A 17,179-nucleotide genomic window follows, 5' to 3' on the forward strand; every position below is an offset into this window, starting at 1 on the left:
GGTGCAGATCCGTCATCGAGCGTACAGGGAACGTCCACACGGAGACCGGCGGCGGTTGTGGGCGACCGGCAGCCGACCGGAGGCACGTGGCGCGTACCGTCGAGGGCATGCGAGCCATCACGTTCGACGACGCTTCCATGTCCGTCACCGACCTGCCCGACCCGGAACCCGGCACGGACGAGGTCCTGATCGAGGTCGCCGCGGCCGGTGTCAACAACGCCGACCTGCAGCAGCGCGCCGGGAACTACCCGCCGCCGCCCGGAGCGTCGGAGATCCTCGGCCTCGAGGTCTCCGGCACCGTGCGGGCCGTCGGTGCGGGCGTCACGACCGTGGCGGTGGGCGACCGGGTGTGCGCGTTGCTCTCCGGCGGCGGGTACGCGGCACTCGTTGTCGCACCGGTCACCCAGGTGCTGCCGGTCCCCGAGGGCGTCGACCTGGTCGAGGCGGCCGGCCTCCCTGAAGCCGCCTGCACCGTCTATTCCAACATCGGCATGCTCGCCGGGCTCCGCCCCGGGCAGACGCTCCTGGTGCACGGCGGTACGGGCGGCATGGGGTCCCACGCGGTGCTGTGGGCGAAGGCCCTCGGAGCGACGGTCATCGCGACGAGCGGCGGTGACCGCAAGGTCACCGCGTCCCGTGACCTCGGCGCCGACCTGGTCATCGACCACCGCACGGAGGACTTCGTGGAACGCGTCATGGCGTTCACCGACGGGGTCGGCGTCGACGTGGTGCTCGACGTCGTCGGACCGTCCTACCTGGAGCGGAACCTGCAGGCCCTCGCCCCGAACGGGCACATCGCGGTCATCGCCTCGGGCAGCGGCCGCACCGCCGAACTCGACTTCGGGGTGCTGATGCGGAAGCGCGCGACGATCAGCGGCACGACCCTGCGCGCGCGGCCGCTCGCCGAGAAGGCCGCCATCGTCGAGGCGGTCCGCTACAACGTCTGGCCGCTGGTCGCCGACGGCCGGGTGCGCCCGGTCATCGACTCGGTGCTGCCCCTGGCCGAGGTCGAGGAGGCCCACCGCCGTGTGCGCGACGGCGAGGTGATCGGCAAGGTGCTGCTGACGCCCTAGGCGTGCACGCGAGACAGGAACTCGACGAGGGCCGGGTGCTGCGGGTGGTCGAGGACATCGGCGGGGGACCCCTGCTCGACGACCTCGCCGCGGTGCAGGAACACGATCCGGTCGGCGACGTTCCGCGCGAAGTGCATCTCGTGCGTTGTCATCAGGATCGTCGAACCCTGCCGCTTCAGCTCGGTGACCAGGTCGAGCACCTCGCCGACGAGCTGCGGGTCGAGCGCACTCGTGACCTCGTCGAGCAGCAGGAGTTCCGGGTCCGACGCGATCGCCCGGACGATGGCGACGCGCTGCTGCTGCCCGCCGGACAGGCGGTCGGGGTACGCGTCGGCGAACGAAGCGAGGCCGATCCGGTCGAGCAGGCGGCGCGCAGTGTCCTCGGCCTGGGCTCGTCCGATGCCGTGCACCTGGCGGGAGGCGAGCGTGACGTTGTCGAGCACGCTCATGTGCGGGAACAGGTTGAACTGCTGGAACACCACGCCGATGCGCGCCCGCACGGCGTCGACGGCGATGCGCGGGTCGGCGATGTCCGTGCCCTGCAGCAGGATCTCGCCGTCGTCGATGCCCTCGAGCAGGTTGACCGTCTTGAGCAGCGTCGACTTGCCGGAGCCCGAGGCCCCGATGACGCAGATGACCTGGTGGCGGTGGACCGTCAGGTCGATCCCGCGCAGGACCTCGTGCTCGCCGAAGGCCTTGCGCACCCCGCGCAGTTCGAGGACCGCGGCGTCCGTACCGGTCGCACCACGGGCCTCCAGGCCGGCCTCGCTCATACGGTCCCTCCGATCTGCTCGCGCCGCTGCTGGCGACGCGCGATCGCGTCCGTGACGCGGATCAGCGGCAGGCTGATCACCACGAACAGCAGTCCGGCGACGAAGTACGGCGTGAAGTTGTAGGTCTCGGCCTGCGCGATCTGGGCGGAGCGGACCGCATCGACGGCACCGAGGATCGACACCAGACCGACGTCCTTCTGCATCGACACGAAGTCGTTCATCAGCGCCGGCGTGACCTTGCGGATCGCCTGCGGCAGCACCACGAGCCGCAGGGTCTTGGCGTGCGAGAGTCCGAGCGACCGGGCGGCCAGGCGCTGCGAGGGGTGCACGGCCTCCATGCCGGCCCGGAGCACCTCGGCGATGTAGGACGAGTAGGTCAGGGTGATCGCAATCGTGCCCCAGACCTCGGCGGGGAGCCGCGGGAACACCCCGAGCCCGGGGATGCCGTAGCCGACCAGGTAGAGCACGATGATGAGCGGCAGGCCGCGGAACAGGTCCGTGTAGCCGGTCGCGAGCATCCGCAGCGGGAAGAACACCGGGTTGCGCAGGCCGCGGACGACCGCGAGCAGCGTGCCGAAGACGGCGACGCCGATGGCGCTGAAGAACAGGATCCGGACGTTCAACCAGAGGCCCAGCAGGATGTCCGGGAACGTGTCGACCGCGGTCTCCGGGTCGAAGAACGACTGCTGCACCGCCGCCCACCCGGGGGTGTTCACGACGCCGAAGTACACGACGGCGAGCACGACCAGGGTGGAGACGACCGACAGCACGACCGAGCGACGGCCACGCTGTCGACGGTAGAGCCGACGCTCGAGCTCGACCTGGCTCGGCGCGGGTGCGGCGACCGGGGTGCCGGCCCCTGCTGGCAGGGTCATCCGGTTACTTCAGGACCGGCGTGCCGGTCTCCGACGACAGCCACTTCGTCTGCAGGTCCTGCAGGGTGCCGTCGTCGTCGAGGGTCTGCAGGGCCTTGTCGACCTTGCTCGTGAGCTCCGAGTCCTTCGGCAGGACGAAGCCGAACTGGTCGCCCTCGCCGTCGGACGGGAACTGCGCGGACACGGTGCCGTCGTCGACCTGCGCCGAGGCCATGTAGAACGCCGTCGGCAGGTCGGTGACGATCGCGTCGATCTGCCCCGACTTGAGCGCGAGCACGGCGTCGTCGTTGGAGTTGAACACCTGCGGGGTGACCCCGAGGACGTCCTTCACGCTCGCGATGCTCGTCGAACCGGTCGCGACACCGATCGCGTCCTGCTTGAGCGCGGCGATCGTGGTGTCGCCGGCGGCCTTCGACCCGGACGTCGTCACGACCGCCTGTGTCGTCGTGTAGTACGCACTCGACATGTCGACGGCCTTCTTGCGCTTCGCGTCGATCGAGAACTGCTGGACGTTGAGGTCCCAGTCCTTCGGACCCGGCGCGATGGCGCTGTCGAAGGTGCTGCGCTTCCACACGACGTCCGACTTGCTGTAGCCCATCTCCTTCGCGACCGCGTAGGCCAGGGCGGACTCGAAGCCCTTGCCGGACTGCGGCTTGTTGTCCTCGACCCAGGGCGAGTAGGCCGGGTCACCGGTGGCGATCGTGAGCTTGCCGTCGGTCACGGTGCCGTCGGCGTTGCTGCTGCCCCCGGCGGAGCAGGCCGACAGGGTGAGGGCGGCGACCGCGGCGGTGGCGACGGCGAGGGTGAAGCGGAGGGGACGGGTCACGGTCGGGCCTTCGTGCGAGGGGGGTGGGGGCAGGTCGCAGTGTACTTCGCGGTGGGATACCAATGCGAAACGGTGTCGCGGGGCTACTCGGCGGCAGAGTCCCCATCGTCGGCCATCGTGAAGTCGTCGAACGAGAAGCCCGGCGACACCAGGCAGCTCAGCAGCACCTCGCCGTCGCCCGGCAGCGTCCGCTGCCACACCCCGCCGCGCACGAACGCCTGCGCGTCGTTCACCCGGTCACGTCCGGCGTCCGGGCCGAGGGTGATCGTCGCGCCGGCCTCGGGGACATCACCGTCGCCGCCGAGCTGCAGGTCGACGGTGTCCGGCCCGTGCCACATCCAGATCTCGTCGCTCGTGACCCGGTGCCAGGCGGAGGCCTCGCCCGGGGGCAGCAGGAAGTGGATCAGCGTGGCGGCGGGACGCTCCCCTGCGGGGGTGGTGACCGTCGCCGGCGAGGTCCAGGTGCGGACGTACCAGCCACCCTCGGGGTGCGGTTCCATGCCGAGGGCGATCGCGCGCTTCGGCACGTCGAGCCACTCGATCAGCTCACCCGTGACGGTTCGGCGTGCGGCCATGCCGGGGTGGGGTGCGGACTCGGTCATCGTTCCTCCTGGGGACGATCGGGGATGGCGGCCGACGGCGTCGGCAGGCCGGTCAGTGCTCCGTGGACAGCGCGGACCACACCACGGATCACGGTGGCGGCAGCCCACCCGGCGCCGTCCTCGACGAGCTCGGCGAGCGCGTCCGGCACGGTGCGGGCATCGACGTCGAAGACCGCCAGGTCGGCGCGCGCCCCCACGGCGAGGTGCCCGATGCGGTCCGGCCCGACAGCGAGCCCCATCGCGTGCGCACCACCGAGGGTCGCCGCTGCGAGCAGCCGCTCGTGCAGGTCGCGGTGCCCGTAGCCCTGGGCGCGGGCGATCCGGTGCAGTGCGGTGACGTCGGCCATCAGGTCGAGGGACGGCGACGACGACAGGGAGTCGGTGCCGATCGCGATCGGGCTGCCCTCGCGCAGGTAGTCGGCGACGGGCGGCGGGTCGAGGCCGATGACGGCGTTGGAGCGGGGGCACAGCGCCACCGCGGTGCCCCGGGCGCGCAGGAGCGCGCGGTCCGCGGCGGTCATGTAGACGCCGTGGGCGATGTGGCAGTCCGGGCCGAGCACACCGAGGCGGTCGACGAACGCGGTCGCGCTGGCGCCGAACCCGAGGGCCCGGAGCGCCCGGAACGACGGCACGTTCGCCAGGTGCCAGTCGTTCCCGTGCCCGACGCCGTCGACCCCGTCGAGCCCGGGGACCGGACCGAGTGCGATGCGCTCCCCCTCGAACGCCGCTTCGCCGAGGTGCAGGTGCAGCCGCAGGCCGCGCTGCCGCACGATGTCGGGGAGTTCGAGCAGCGGGGCGACCTCGAGGGAGTACGGCGCGTGCGGCGACAGGCCCGCACCGGGTGTCGTGGGGATCCGGTCGAGTTCGTCGAGCACCTGGTCGCGACCGTGCGACTGCCAGGCGTCGTTCTCCCAGTCCATCACCTCCCAGTACGCGATGCCGCCGAGTCCGGCGTCCTGCAGCGCGGTGGAGGCCTCGATGTCGGTGACGATGTCCGCGATGCTCGTCACGCCGGCCAGGATCGACGCCCGCGCACCGTCCGCCGCTTCGGCCCGCCAGTCGTGTGGTTCGGCGTAGTCGGCGTTGAACGCAGCGGCCCAGTCCTCGAATCCGTCGTACTGGCGCTGGCCGACACTGGCCATGCCGGTGTACTGCAGGTGCGAGTGTGCGTTCACGAGCCCCGGCAGCAGCGCACCGCGCCACTGCCGCTCGGTGAAGGTGGCGCCGGACGCGGCGAGCTGGTCGATCACCCACGACCGGTCGCCGACGTGCAGGATGCGGCCGTCCTGCACGGCCACCGCGCCGTCCGCGATCGGCGGCGCGGTCATCGGGACGACGACGCGCGCCGAGTGCACGGTGACGGGCGACTGCTGGGCGCTCATGCCGGGTCTCCGAAACGGTGGGTCCGGACGTCCGGCTCGCGGTCTCGAGGGTGCTCGGCAGGAAGGACTGGGCCCACGCCGCCGGTTCCGGGCTGACGCGCCAGCGGCAGCTCGGCCGTGCCGGTGGGGAGAGGCACGGGTCGGCTCCCGAACGCGGCGAGCGCCGCGCGGGCGGTCACGTCGTCGACCGCGGGGTCGATCGGCACGACGGCACGCTCCAGCTCGTCGCCGCGCTCGAGGAGCATCCGGACGGCGCCGAGCTGCACGGCGAACGACAGGTCCATGATCTCGACCGGGTTGCCCTCGGCCGCGGTGATGTTGATGCAGCCGCCGTCGTCGAGGACGATCGGTCCGCCGTCGGCCCCGGGGAGCACGAACCGCTCGGCCTTCGGCCCCACGCTCTGGCGCTCGGCCCCGGCGGCGAGGGCGTCGTCGATGGCGATCTCCTGGTCGACCCCTCCGGCGACGGCCAGGACAGCACCGTCCGCGCAGGCACGGAGCACGTCGAGGTCGATGGTGTCCCGGACGCCGGTGGCGCTCATCACGAGGTCGGCGTCGCGGACCGCCTCGACGAGCGGGACCACTGCGTACCCGGCGAAGCGCGCCTGCAGGGCGCGGACCGGATCGGTCTCGGCGACCGTCACCCGGAACCCGAGGGCGGCGAGCACCAGGGCGACCCCCTCGCCGACGTGCCCGAACCCGGCGACGACCGCCGCGCCTCCCGGCATCACCCGGTGCGCACCGGACGCGAGCCCGTCGACCAGGTCGTGCACCGCGAACACCGTCGACTGCCCGGTGCCGTACCGGTTGTCGAAGAACGTCTTGGTGCGGGCGTCGTTCACGGCGACCACGGGGATGCCGAGCTCGCCGCGCGCTGCCAGCACACGCAGGGGCCGCAGGCCGCTCGTGGTCTCCTCGGCGGCGCCGAGCATCGTCGGCAGCAGGTCGGGGCGTTCCTGGTGGGCGAGCCGGATGACGTGCGAGCCGTCGTCGAGCAGGATGTGCGGCGCGGTGTCGAGCATCGCGAGGGCCAGCTGCTTCTGCTCGGGGAGCGTCGCCGTGCTGCTCGCGAAGACCCTCAGTCCGGCGGACCGCAGTGCCCTGGCGACGGCGTCGTCGGTCTCGTCGGCGTGGGCGTAGACGACGACCTCGGCACCGGCGTCACGGAGCAGCAGGCTCAGCACCGCCGTCTTGGGCTCGAGGAACATCGCGACGCCGATGCGTGTGCCGCGCAGGAGTCCACCGTCGCGGAGTTCGGCGGCGACCGAGCGGGCGACCGGCATCGACCGTCGTGCCCAGCGCAGGCGGGCGTCCGCCGCGGGGTCGTCCTCGGGGTCGCGGCCGGTGGAGACGAGGAAGACGTCGTCGGACAGCATCGGGACGGCGAGCACGCCGGGTCGGGCGGGTGCGACGGGGCCGAAGGCGTCCTCGTCGACGGCGGGCATGTACCGGCCGGCGTCGATGACGACCAGGGTCGCGCCGCGCGGGCGGTCGGCGGCCTGCTCGACCGCGGGGGTCGATTCGTCGGGCGTCCCGAGGCACCAGAGCTGGTCGACGAGGTCGGACGGCTGGCGCTGGTTCGGCTGCTGCGGCTCGGCTTCGCGGGCACCGAGTGCGGTCAGCAGGCGCCGGAGTGCGTCGGTGTCACGGGGGTCACCGCCGACGATGCGGAACCGGCGTGCGGCGATGAGCAGGTTGGTCGCCGCGGCGAAGCGCCGGACGGCCGCCGAGGCCCAGGCCAGCGTCTCGGCGTCGGGTGCTGGCGGCATGTGCCAATCGTAGGGCGACCGGCGGCGGCGACCGGGCTCAGCGCAGGTGGCCGGGTCCGGGCGTCGTGTCCCAGCCGTCGGGCGCCGGCTCGGCCGGGGTCCGCCCGCGGTGGTGTCGGAGCACACCGACGAGCACGGCCACCCCGATCAGGCTCACGATCGCGAGCCCGATCACGTAGACGGTCGTCACGATCCCGCCGACCGCCGCAGGGACCATGCCGTACTGCGCGGCCGAGAACGGGACCCCGGACACGACGAACGCGATCACCGTGGCGATCGTGCCGTTGGCGTCCCACAGCCCGTGCAGCACCGAGACCACCACGTACGCCACGATCGGCGGCCACGACCAGCGGAAGCGAGCGCGTCCGGTGGCTGCGCCGAACAGCACCGCACCGAGGATCGCGGTCCAGAGCACGTGTCCGACCGGCGCCAGCACCGCGCGGACCACCTCGGTCTGCAGGAGCGACGCCAGGTCGATCCCCCGGGCCGTGATCGCCGCGTTGAAGGCGTAGCCGGCGGACTCGAACGCGGCGAACCCGGCACCGATCGTCGCGCCGAGCAGCGCACCCTGCCTCGCCGTCTTCGGGCGGACGCGCCACCCCACGACGACGAGCAGGACGCCCTTCACGAACTCCTCGACGAACCCGACGACCAGGTACAGCCCGACTCCCTGCTCCAGGTCGGCCTCGAGCAGCGACGCCCCGAGCACCCCGAGGATCCCGCCCACGAAGAACGCCGTGACGAGCTGCATGGTGCTGACCGTGCCGGTGACCCGTTCGATCACGAACAGCACGACGGTGAACGGCACGAGGAAGCTGCCGAGCAGGATGATCGTCGGCACGAGGTTCGTGTTCTGCGTCGACACCGTGACGATGATCGTGACGACCCACAGCACGAAGCCGACGAGCAGGGTCTTCCACCACCAGCCGTGGCGGTGGTGGGGGTGTGCGACGGGCGTGTCCCAGGGCAGGCTCATGGGCACATCGTGCTCCGGCGGGGGCGAGGAGCGTCACGGGAATGCCCGGCGGTGCTCCGACGTACTCTCTGCACATGAGCGAAGCGACGACTGCCCCCGACCGCGTGACCATGTTCGGTGCCGACTGGTGCCGCGACTGCCGTCGGTCCAAGGCGCTGCTCGACACCCTCGGCGTGGACTACGAGTACGTCGACGTGGAGCAGGACCTGTCCGCGGCGGACCGCGCCGAGGCGATCAGCGGCCGGAAGAACATCCCCGTCGTGGTGCTGCCGAACGGCAAGCACTTCGTCGAGCCGTCCGACGCCGAGCTGCGGGCCGAGCTCGAGGCCTCCGGCGTCGTCTGAGCGGCGTTGGCCGCTGCGACTCCACGCGCTCGGCGACACCTCACGCGCCGCAGCGTCCGTGCGGTGTCGTTGAGCGCGAAAGGTCGTCGCACCGGCGGCACCGGCGACCGCCGAGCGGACATCGGATGAATCGGGCATCATGAGCGCGTGATCATCGACGCTCACCACCACCTCTGGGACCCCGCCGACCGGCCGTACCCCTGGATGGACGACTCGGTCGCCCCGATCCGCCGTCCGTTCGACGTCGACGACCTGCGCGCCGCCGTCCGGAGCACCGACGTCGCCCGGACGATCGTCGTGCAGGCCGTGCACGACCCCGACGAGACCGCGTGGCTCCTCGAGCAGCCCGAGCCGGTCGCCGGGGTCGTCGGCTGGGTGAACCTGACCGCCCCGGACGTCGTCGACCAGCTCGCCGCCCTCATCGCGCGACCCGGCGGCGACCGGCTGGCCGGCAACCGGCTGGCCAGCAACCCCCTGGTCGGCAACCGCCTGGTCGGCATCCGGCACCAGGCGCAGGACGAACCGGACCCGGACTGGCTCGCCCGGCCCGAGGTCGTCCGCGGGGTCCGCGCCGTGGCCGCCGCCGGCCTGGTGTTCGACGTGCTCGTCCGCGCGCGCGAGCACCGCGCTGCCCTCGCGCTGCTCGACGCCGTGCCCGAGGGGTCGTTCGTCCTCGACCACGCCGGCAAACCCGACATCGCGGGCGGGGACCCCGGGTGGCCGGGCCGGATCGACGACTTCGCCGTGCGTCCGAACGTGGCCTGCAAGGTGTCCGGACTGTTCACCGAGGCCGGCCCGGAGTGGCGACGGGAGCCCGTCGACCGGTACGCCCGGCAGGTGATCGAGTGCTTCGGCCCGGAGCGGTCGCTGTTCGGGTCCGACTGGCCGGTCTCGACGCTCGCCACGACGTACGACGACGTCGTGTTGCGGACCTCCGAAGCGCTGGGCGACCTGTCCCCGGACGAACGGCAGGCGGTCCTCGGCGGGACGGCGGAGCGCACCTACCTGCACGGCAGGAACCTCAGCACCCGGAACCTTGTCGGAGCCCCGGACCAGACATAGGATGTTTCTGGTTGCGCTGGTGCAGCCGGAGAGCGAGGAACGATGCAGTTCGCACGACTCGGCCCCGCGGGCGGCGAGACCCCCGTCGCGGTCGACTCCGACGGCGAGGTCCTCGACCTCCGCCCGATCACGACCGACATCAGCGGGGCGTTCCTGGCGTCCGACCCGGTCACCCGCGTCCGGCACGCGCGCAGCGCCGGGGACGTCCGAGCGCTCCCCGACGCCGAAGGTCTGCGCCGCGGCGCACCCGTGGCACGGCCCGGCAAGGTCGTCTGCATCGGCCTGAACTACCGCGACCACGCCGCCGAGACCGGTGCCGAGATCCCGACCGAGCCGATCGTGTTCATGAAGGACCCGATGACGGTGATCGGCCCGGACGACGAGGTCCTGATCCCCCGCGGCAGCGAGAAGACCGACTGGGAGATCGAGCTCGCCGTCGTCATCGGGCGGACCGCCCGCTACTGCGACTCCGACGAGGCCGCGAGCGCCTGCATCGCCGGCTACGCCATCGCGAACGACGTCTCCGAGCGGGCCTTCCAGCTCGAGCGCGGCGGGCAGTGGGACAAGGGGAAGTCCTGCGAGACGTTCAACCCGCTCGGCCCGTGGCTGGTCACACCCGACCAGGTCGACCCGGCGGCGCTCGCACTCCGGCTCACCGTCAACGGCGAGGTACGGCAGGACGGCACCACCGCCGACATGATCTTCCGACCCGTCGAGATCGTCCGGTACCTGTCGCAGTTCATGGTGCTGTACCCGGGCGACGTCATCAGCACGGGCACCCCGGCCGGGGTCGCCCTCGCCGGGCACGCGCCGTACCTGCGGCCCGGCGACGTGGTCGAGCTCACCGCCGACGGGCTCGGCTCGCAGCGCCAGACAGTGGGAGCAGCCTGATGACCGACACCACCGACCAGACCGGCACGACCGGGACGCCCGGCACCCACGCGGGTCTCCGCGCGATCGTCACCGGCGGCGCCTCCGGCATCGGCGCGGCCATCGCGACCGCACTGCAGGAGCGTGGCGCAGCGGTCGCGGTGCTCGACCTGCAGCCGTCCACCGCCGAGGGACTCGTTTCCGTCACCTGCGACGTGTCGTCCGACGGGTCCGTCCGTGCCGCCGTCGCCTCGGCCGTCGACCAGCTCGGCGGTCTCGACGTGCTCGTGAACAACGCCGGCATCGGCGCCCAGGGGACGGTCGAGGACAACACCGACGACGAGTGGCGCCGCGTGTACGAGGTCAACGTGCTCGGCGCCGTGCGCCTGTCCCGCGCCGCGCTCCCCCACCTCCGGGCCTCCGACAGCGCGAGCATCGTCAACACGTGCTCCGTCGCGGCCACCGCCGGACTGCCCCAGCGCGCGCTCTACTCCGCCACGAAGGGTGCGATCTCCGCACTCACCCGGGCGATGGCGGCCGACCACGTCCGCGAGGGCATCCGCGTCAACGCCGTCAACCCCGGCACCGCCGACACCCCGTGGATCGCACGGCTCCTGTCGTCCGCCGACGACCCGGCCGCCGAACGCGCCGCGCTCGAGGCGCGTCAGCCGCACGGCCGCCTGGTGCAGGCGGCGGAGGTCGCCGAGGCGGTCGCCTACCTGACGAGCCCGCTCGCCCGGTCGACGACGGGTGTCGAGCTGGCGGTGGACGGCGGGATGCAGGCGCTCCGGCTGCGGCCGGCCTGATGGTCGCTGCACGGCTCCGCCGCACCGGCCTGGAGGCCCGTCCCGGGTATCGTCGGCACGTCCCGTCCCGCACGCGGCCGGGTCCACAGGAGGTGGTGACGTGGCGTCGTTGACCGACGATGCGATCGCACGCATCCAGCAGATGATCGTGAGCGGCGAGCTCCAACCCGGCCAGCGCCTCCCGCCCGAGAAGGAACTGAGCGAGTCGCTCGGGCTGTCGCGGAACAGCCTGCGCGAAGCGGTGAAGGCGCTCGAGCTCATCCGCGTGCTCGACGTCCGGCGCGGCGACGGCACGTACGTGACGTCGCTCGAACCGGGCGTCCTGCTCGAGGCGGTGTCGTTCGTCGTCGACATGCACCACGACCGGTCGCTCGTCGACCTGCTCGAGGTGCGCCGCATCCTGGAACCGGCGTCCGCCGTCCTGGCGACGGCCCGCGCCACGGAGCAGCAGATCGACGAGCTCGCGACCCTGATGCAGTCCGTCGCCGAGGACACCGGCGTCGAGGACCTCGTCGCCCACGACCTGCTCTTCCACTCGACCATCGCGGGCATCGGCGGCAACCAGTACCTGTCCGGGCTGCTCGACGCGCTGTCGAGCAAGACGGTGCGGGTGCGGGTGTGGCGCGGCCTGACGCAGAACGGGTCGGTGCAGCGGACCCTCGACGAGCACGCGGCCATCGTCGACGCGATCCGACGCCGGGACCCGCAGCTCGTGCAGGCCCTCGTCGTGTCGCACGTCGAAGGTGTCGAGCGCTGGTTGCGGCGCTCACTCGACTGAACCCGGCAGTCCTCCCAGGAAGGCAGGAGTTGTGTCGGTCCTCGGCCCTGACTCCGGCAACCATGCCGCGGCAACCGCACCCACGAGGAGGAAACCGTGCTCGGTCTCATCATCAGCTTGATCATCATCGGACTCATCGCCGGCGCTCTCGCCCGGCTCATCATCCCCGGCAAGCAGAACATCGGCATCCTCATGACGATCGTCCTGGGCATCGTCGGTTCGTTCGTCGGCGGGTTCCTCGGGTTCCTGATCTTCCAGCACGACCCGATGGACGGCTTCTTCCAGCCGGCCGGCATCATCGGCTCGATCATCGGCGCAATCATCGTGCTGTTCATCTACACGCGCGTCGCCGGCCGCGGTTCGCGTCGCTAGGCAGAACGCAGCCGGTCCGACCGGCGCACCACCGAATTCACCCCGAACCGCGCAACCGCGTGGTTCGGGGTGAATTTCGTCGTGCGCAGGTCAGGCGTCGAGCAGCCCGGCCGCGCGCAGGTCGTCCCACAGCGCCTCCGGCACGTCGACGGCGGCTCGTGCGACGTTCGAGCGCACCTGGTCGGCGGACTGCGCGCCGAGGGCGATCGCCGCGACCGCCGGGGCACGGCGCGGGAACGCCAGCGCAGCCTCGGGCAACGTGACTCCGTGGCGTTCACACACGTCGGCGATGGCGTTCGCCCGGTCGATGAGCGCCGCCGGGGCCTCGGCGTAGTCGTAGGTCGACCCCACCGCGGGTCGCTCCTGCCCGAGCAACCCCGAGTTGTAGACACCGACCGCCACCACGGCGACGCCGAGCTCAGCGCACCGCGCCACCAACGCCGCCCCGGGCTGCTCGAGCAGGGTGTACCGACCAGCGAGCATGACGACGTCGCAGAGCCCGGTGTCGACGGCCGCCGACAGCGCCTCGACCGAGTTCGACCCGACCCCGACCGCCCGCACCACGCCCTCGTCACGCAGCTCGGCGAGCGTCGGGAGCGCCTGGGTCAGGCCGTCGGTGAGCGAGTAGACGTCCGGGTCGTGCAGGTAGGCGACGTCGACGTGGTCGAGCCCGAGCCGTCCGAGCGACTCGTCGAGCGACCGCCGCACGCCCGACGGCGACGGATCCCACTGCCGCACGGTGTCGTCCGGCACCGCGAAGCCGCCGGAGGCCAGGTCGTCGCCGTCGCCACGGCCCGGCACGAGCAGCCGTCCGACCTTGGTCGACACGAGGAAGTCCTGCCGGGGGCGTCCGGCGAGCGCCACCCCGAGTCGTCGTTCGGACAGGCCGAGGCCGTAGTGCGGCGCGGTGTCGAACCCGCGCACGCCGGCGTCCCAGGCGGCGTCGACCGTAGCGCGGGCGTCGTCATCGGACACCGGCCGGAGCAGGTTGCCGATCCCGGCGCCGCCCAGCCAGAACGGTCCACGGTCGAGCTCCTGGGCGAGGTGCGTCATACCTGTCCTTCCAGGGTCCAGACGAGCGGGATCCCGTCGTCGTCGCCCGAGTAGTCGTCGTCCGCCTCGAGCAGGGGGTTGATCACCGCCTGCCAGGCCTCGTTCACCGGGTCGTCCGCCAGTGCGCGACGCATCGCACGGTAGTCCTCGACCTCGATCAGGTGCACCAGGTCCGGTCCGTCCCGCCAGATGCTCCAGTTCGACACCCCGGCGGAGCGCAGCCGGTCGGCCAGTGCGGGCGGGATCGCCGCGTGCGCCTGCTCGTAGTCGGACTCCCGTCCGGGCCGCAGCCGGGTGCGCGAGAGGATCCGCTGCATCAGTCGCGCAGGAACAGCTCGACGACGGGCACGGCGACGTCGGGCCGCACGATCGGCAGCGTCAGGGTGAGCGTGCCGGCGGGCTGGCCGCCGAGACCGGTGTTCTGCGCCCGGGTGCTCGGCGGGATCTCGCGGAAGTGGATCTCCGACGCGTCGTTGAGCAGCTGCGCGTACGCCACCCGGCCGGCGAGGTCCGGCAGGTGCACGTGCTCGAACGGCCACGCGAACAGGTGCAGGTACAGGCGGTTGCCGTTCTGCGTGTAGACGGTGTTCCGCGGGGCGACGAACCGCGACGGCCCCGCCCCGTACACCGAGCGGGCGTGCTGGTGCATCCACGTCCCGATGCCGTCGAGTGTCTGCCGCGAGACCCCGTCGAACTCGCCACGACCGGTCGGGCCGATGTTGAGCAGCATGTTCCCGTTGTTCGAGACGCCGTCGACGAGCATGCGGACGAGCAGGTCGACCGGCTTCAGGTTCGTGTTGTCGCGGTCGTAGCCCCACGACCCGTTCAGCGTCTGGCAGGCTTCCCACGGCACCGGGACGCCGTCGACCTCCATCGGCTTGTCGGGCTGGTACTGCTCCGGGGTGACCAGGTCGCCGGGGATGTCGAGCCGGTCGTTCACGATGATGCCGGGCTGCAGGCGTTTCGTCAGCGCCATGAGCTCCTCGGAGCCCCACTCGTCCCGGCCCTTGCCGCCCCAGATGTCCTCGTGGTCGTTGTCCCGGTACGAGAAGTCGTAGAACAGGTAGTCGATCTGCCCGTAGTCCGTCAGGAGTTCCTCGACCTGCCCGTGCAGGTACTCCCGGTACCGGGTCATGTCGCGCCCCTCGTTCAGCGCGGCGATCGTCTGCTCCCCGTCGTCCCGCCGCGGGTGCACGCCGTCGACGGTGAAGTCCGGGTGGTGCCAGTCGATCAGCGAGTGGTAGAAACCGACGCGCAGCCCCTCGGCACGGACGGCGTCGACGAACTCCCGCACGATGTCGCGGCCGAAGGGGGTGTTCGTGGACTTGTAGTCGGTGAGCGCGGTGTCCCACAGGCAGAAGCCCTCGTGGTGCTTCGTGGTGAGGACGACGTACTTCATCCCCGCCTGACGTGCCCGACGCGCCCAGTCCGCGGCGTCGAACAGGTCCGGGTCGAAGTGGTCGAAGTACTTCTGGTAGTCCTCGTCCGTGATCCGTTCGCGGTTCTTCACCCACTCGTGCCGCGCCGACAGGGCGTACAGCCCCCAGTGGATGAACATGCCGAACCGGTCGTGGGAGAACCACGCGGGGAACCCCGCGGCGTCGGTCGCGGTCTGCGGCTCTGCAGGTGCGGTGATGGTCATGTTGCCAGTGTTCCTTTCAGGGGAGGACGAGGGAAGACGCCACGGCAGCGCTACCGGCCGCCGAGGCCGCTGGTGACGATGCCCTTGACGAGGTGCTTCTGGAGCAGGATCAGCAGGATCACGGTGGGCAGCATCGAGATCACCGACGCCGCCATCACGAGGTTCCACTCGGAGCCCTGCTGCCCGAAGAACTGCTGCAGGCCGAGCGGGATGGTGCCGCGGGCCTCGACGTCGTTGACGATGACGAGCGGCCAGAGGAACGAGTTCCAGTACGCGATGAACGAGAACACGGCGAGGACCGCCATCGTGGGACGGGCGAGCGGGAGCATCACCGAGAAGAACGTCCGGATCGCTCCGGCACCGTCCACCCGTGCGGCGTCGTCGAGCTCCTGCGGCACGGTGAGGAAGAACTGCCGCACCAGGAACGCGCCGAGGGCCGTGAACGCCCACGGGATGATGAGCGCCTGGAACGTGTCGACCCACCCGAAGCCCTGCATCATCACGTACATCGGGATCACGAGCACGTCCTGCGGGATCATCAGCGTCGCGAGGAACAGGATGAACACCGTGTTCCGGCCGCGCCACCGCAGTCGCGAGAACGCGTAGCCGGACAGCACCGCGACGGCGACGTTGATCGCCGTGCCGGCCGCGGCGACGAAGACGCCGTTCAGGATGAACCGGGCGAACGGCAGGTACGTGAACGCCTGCGCGTAGTTGCCCCACTCGATGGACGAGCCCCACAGCGTCGGCGGTGTCGTGAACACGTCGGCCGACGGCTTCAGGCTCGTCGCCACCATGTAGATGAGCGGCGAGACGAACAGCAGGGCCACCAGGCACAGCAGCACGTAGCCCACCGCGTGGCGCACCCGGCCGGTCTGCCGGTGCGTGCGGGGCAGCGCCCGCGGGTTGATCGTCCGGTTGGACGAGGTCAGCTCAGTCATAGTGCACCCACCGCTTCTGTCCGAGGAACTGGATGGCCGTGATGCCGAGGATGATGACGAACAGCACCCATGCCCCGGCCGACGCGAGGCCGAGCTGCTGGGTCTGGAACCCGGTGTTGTAGATGTACTGCACCAGGGTCTCGGTGGCGGTGCCCGGGCCGCCCTTCGTCAGGACGAACGGCTGGACGAACACCTGGAACGAGGTGATCAGGGTCATCATCGTGGCGAAGAAGATCGACGGCGAGATGAGCGGGAACTTGATCCGCCAGAACATCTGCCACGCGTTCGCACCGTCGAGCGCTGCGGCCTCGATCTGGTTCTCCGGCACCGAGTCGAGCGCTGCCGAGAAGATCAGCATGTTGTAGCCGAACCCCTGCCAGACGCTCATCGCGACGACGGCGAGCATCGCCCAGTCGTCGTCGGCCAGGAAGTTCGGCGCGTTCACGCCGACGGTCGACTGCAGCGTCGCGTCGATGGCACCGCCCGGCTGGTACAGCATCCGCCAGACGACGACGTTCGCGACGATCGGCGTGATGGTCGGGATGAAGAACAGCACGCGGAAGACGTGCCGGTGGCGGATCTTCGGCGTGAGCCACGCCGCGAGCCCCAGGGACACGACCAGGTTGAGCGGCACGTAGAGCACGACGAACAGCACCGTGTTCAGCGTCACCGTGCGGAAGATCGGGTCGGAGAACAGCTGCGCGTAGTTCGACAGGCCGGCCCACGAGCGTTCGCCGAGCATCGGCCAGTTCATGAAGCTCACGACGAGCGACGCGAGGATCGGGAACGCCGTGAACACGACGAGGCCGATCGAGTGCGGAGCGGCGAAGGCGGCGCCCCACCAGGAGCGGCGGCCGAGCTCGGCGTCGGCGCCGCTGTCCTTCCGGCGCGGGGCCGCGCGGGTCGCGACCGCGACCGCGGGGGCGGGCAGCGCCGCCTCGGCGGGTGGGTCCTGGATGGTGGTCATGCGACGACCTCCTCGTCGTTCGCGCGGTCCTGGTCAGGGGATGGGACGGACCGGGAGGCTCGGGGCGG

At 71.4% G+C, this 17,179-nt stretch carries 19 protein-coding genes; 7 read left to right on the top strand and 12 right to left on the bottom strand.

Going from position 1 to position 17,179, the window contains the following annotated elements; genetic code table 11:
* The first annotated feature begins 107 nt into the window (after positions 1-107).
* Positions 108-1,073 carry an NAD(P)H-quinone oxidoreductase gene (locus tag DEJ17_RS10085; RefSeq protein WP_110893614.1) on the top strand — a complete coding sequence of 322 codons (966 nt, stop codon included), beginning with the start codon at positions 108-110 and terminating at the stop codon, positions 1,071-1,073.
* Here DEJ17_RS10085 and DEJ17_RS10090 read toward each other — a convergent pair.
* The 7 genes from DEJ17_RS10090 to DEJ17_RS10120 all read right to left on the bottom strand — a co-directional run bounded on the left by DEJ17_RS10090 (position 1,070) and on the right by DEJ17_RS10120 (position 8,276).
* Entirely contained in the window at positions 1,070-1,846 is a 777-nt protein-coding gene (locus DEJ17_RS10090; protein WP_110893538.1) for an amino acid ABC transporter ATP-binding protein, read from the bottom strand. The genes DEJ17_RS10085 and DEJ17_RS10090 overlap by 4 nt on opposite strands.
* Complete coding sequence (locus DEJ17_RS10095; protein ID WP_110893540.1) at positions 1,843-2,721, bottom strand: amino acid ABC transporter permease; 879 nt, start codon at positions 2,719-2,721, stop codon at positions 1,843-1,845. The genes DEJ17_RS10090 and DEJ17_RS10095 overlap by 4 nt, the downstream gene beginning before the upstream one ends.
* Positions 2,722-2,725: 4 nt before the next feature.
* Positions 2,726-3,547, bottom strand: coding sequence for an ABC transporter substrate-binding protein (locus tag DEJ17_RS10100; RefSeq protein WP_110893542.1), 822 nt, complete (start codon positions 3,545-3,547; stop codon positions 2,726-2,728).
* Between the two features lie 83 nt (positions 3,548-3,630).
* A complete protein-coding gene (locus DEJ17_RS10105; RefSeq protein WP_258366751.1) occupies positions 3,631-4,149 on the bottom strand; it encodes a cupin domain-containing protein in 519 nt (172 codons plus the stop codon).
* Complete coding sequence (locus DEJ17_RS10110; RefSeq protein ID WP_110893544.1) at positions 4,146-5,531, bottom strand: amidohydrolase family protein; 1,386 nt, start codon at positions 5,529-5,531, stop codon at positions 4,146-4,148. Before DEJ17_RS10110 ends, DEJ17_RS10105 begins: the two co-directional genes overlap by 4 nt.
* A complete protein-coding gene (locus DEJ17_RS10115) occupies positions 5,528-7,300 on the bottom strand; it encodes an adenosylhomocysteinase (RefSeq protein WP_110893546.1) in 1,773 nt (590 codons plus the stop codon). The genes DEJ17_RS10110 and DEJ17_RS10115 overlap by 4 nt, the downstream gene beginning before the upstream one ends.
* A 37-nt stretch (positions 7,301-7,337) precedes the next feature.
* Positions 7,338-8,276 carry a PrsW family intramembrane metalloprotease gene (locus DEJ17_RS10120; RefSeq protein WP_110893548.1) on the bottom strand — a complete coding sequence of 313 codons (939 nt, stop codon included), beginning with the start codon at positions 8,274-8,276 and terminating at the stop codon, positions 7,338-7,340.
* 74 nt (positions 8,277-8,350) lie between these two features.
* Between DEJ17_RS10120 and DEJ17_RS10125 the strand changes: the two genes are divergently transcribed.
* The 6 genes from DEJ17_RS10125 (at position 8,351) to DEJ17_RS10150 (ending at position 12,508) form a co-directional block, all read left to right on the top strand.
* On the top strand, positions 8,351-8,620 hold the full coding sequence (locus DEJ17_RS10125) for a glutaredoxin family protein (protein WP_110893618.1): 270 nt from the start codon (positions 8,351-8,353) through the stop codon (positions 8,618-8,620).
* Between the two features lie 147 nt (positions 8,621-8,767).
* Positions 8,768-9,682, top strand: coding sequence for an amidohydrolase (locus DEJ17_RS10130; protein WP_110893550.1), 915 nt, complete (start codon positions 8,768-8,770; stop codon positions 9,680-9,682).
* A 42-nt stretch (positions 9,683-9,724) separates the two neighbouring features.
* Complete coding sequence (locus tag DEJ17_RS10135) at positions 9,725-10,573, top strand: fumarylacetoacetate hydrolase family protein (RefSeq protein ID WP_110893552.1); 849 nt, start codon at positions 9,725-9,727, stop codon at positions 10,571-10,573.
* The gene (locus DEJ17_RS10140; RefSeq protein WP_110893554.1) at positions 10,573-11,358 is read left to right on the top strand and encodes an SDR family NAD(P)-dependent oxidoreductase; all 786 of its coding nucleotides are present in this window, start codon (positions 10,573-10,575) and stop codon (positions 11,356-11,358) included. Before DEJ17_RS10135 ends, DEJ17_RS10140 begins: the two co-directional genes overlap by 1 nt.
* Positions 11,359-11,500: 142 nt before the next feature.
* Entirely contained in the window at positions 11,501-12,136 is a 636-nt protein-coding gene (locus DEJ17_RS10145) for a FadR/GntR family transcriptional regulator (RefSeq protein ID WP_375342568.1), read from the top strand.
* A 96-nt stretch (positions 12,137-12,232) separates the two neighbouring features.
* Positions 12,233-12,508, top strand: a complete 276-nt coding sequence (locus tag DEJ17_RS10150; RefSeq protein ID WP_027466577.1) for a GlsB/YeaQ/YmgE family stress response membrane protein — start codon at positions 12,233-12,235, stop codon at positions 12,506-12,508.
* 90 nt (positions 12,509-12,598) lie between these two features.
* Here DEJ17_RS10150 and DEJ17_RS10155 read toward each other — a convergent pair whose 3' ends face one another.
* Genes DEJ17_RS10155 through DEJ17_RS10175 form a run of 5 tightly spaced genes read right to left on the bottom strand, consistent with a single transcriptional unit; the run spans position 12,599 to position 17,111 of the window.
* A complete protein-coding gene (locus DEJ17_RS10155) occupies positions 12,599-13,561 on the bottom strand; it encodes an aldo/keto reductase (protein WP_110893558.1) in 963 nt (320 codons plus the stop codon).
* Entirely contained in the window at positions 13,558-13,878 is a 321-nt protein-coding gene (locus tag DEJ17_RS10160) for an L-rhamnose mutarotase (RefSeq protein WP_110893560.1), read from the bottom strand. Before DEJ17_RS10160 ends, DEJ17_RS10155 begins: the two co-directional genes overlap by 4 nt.
* On the bottom strand, positions 13,878-15,203 hold the full coding sequence (locus DEJ17_RS10165; protein ID WP_110893562.1) for an alpha-L-fucosidase: 1,326 nt from the start codon (positions 15,201-15,203) through the stop codon (positions 13,878-13,880). Before DEJ17_RS10165 ends, DEJ17_RS10160 begins: the two co-directional genes overlap by 1 nt.
* 50 nt (positions 15,204-15,253) lie before the next feature.
* Positions 15,254-16,144: a carbohydrate ABC transporter permease gene (locus DEJ17_RS10170; protein ID WP_110893564.1), complete on the bottom strand. Its 891-nt coding sequence runs from the start codon at positions 16,142-16,144 to the stop codon at positions 15,254-15,256.
* Entirely contained in the window at positions 16,137-17,111 is a 975-nt protein-coding gene (locus tag DEJ17_RS10175) for a carbohydrate ABC transporter permease (RefSeq protein ID WP_110893565.1), read from the bottom strand. Before DEJ17_RS10175 ends, DEJ17_RS10170 begins: the two co-directional genes overlap by 8 nt.
* Positions 17,112-17,179: the final 68 nt, after the last annotated feature.

Origin of the sequence: Curtobacterium sp. MCSS17_011, assembly GCF_003224275.1 — a bacterium.
In the GTDB taxonomy this organism is placed as follows: Bacteria; Actinomycetota; Actinomycetes; order Actinomycetales; family Microbacteriaceae; genus Curtobacterium.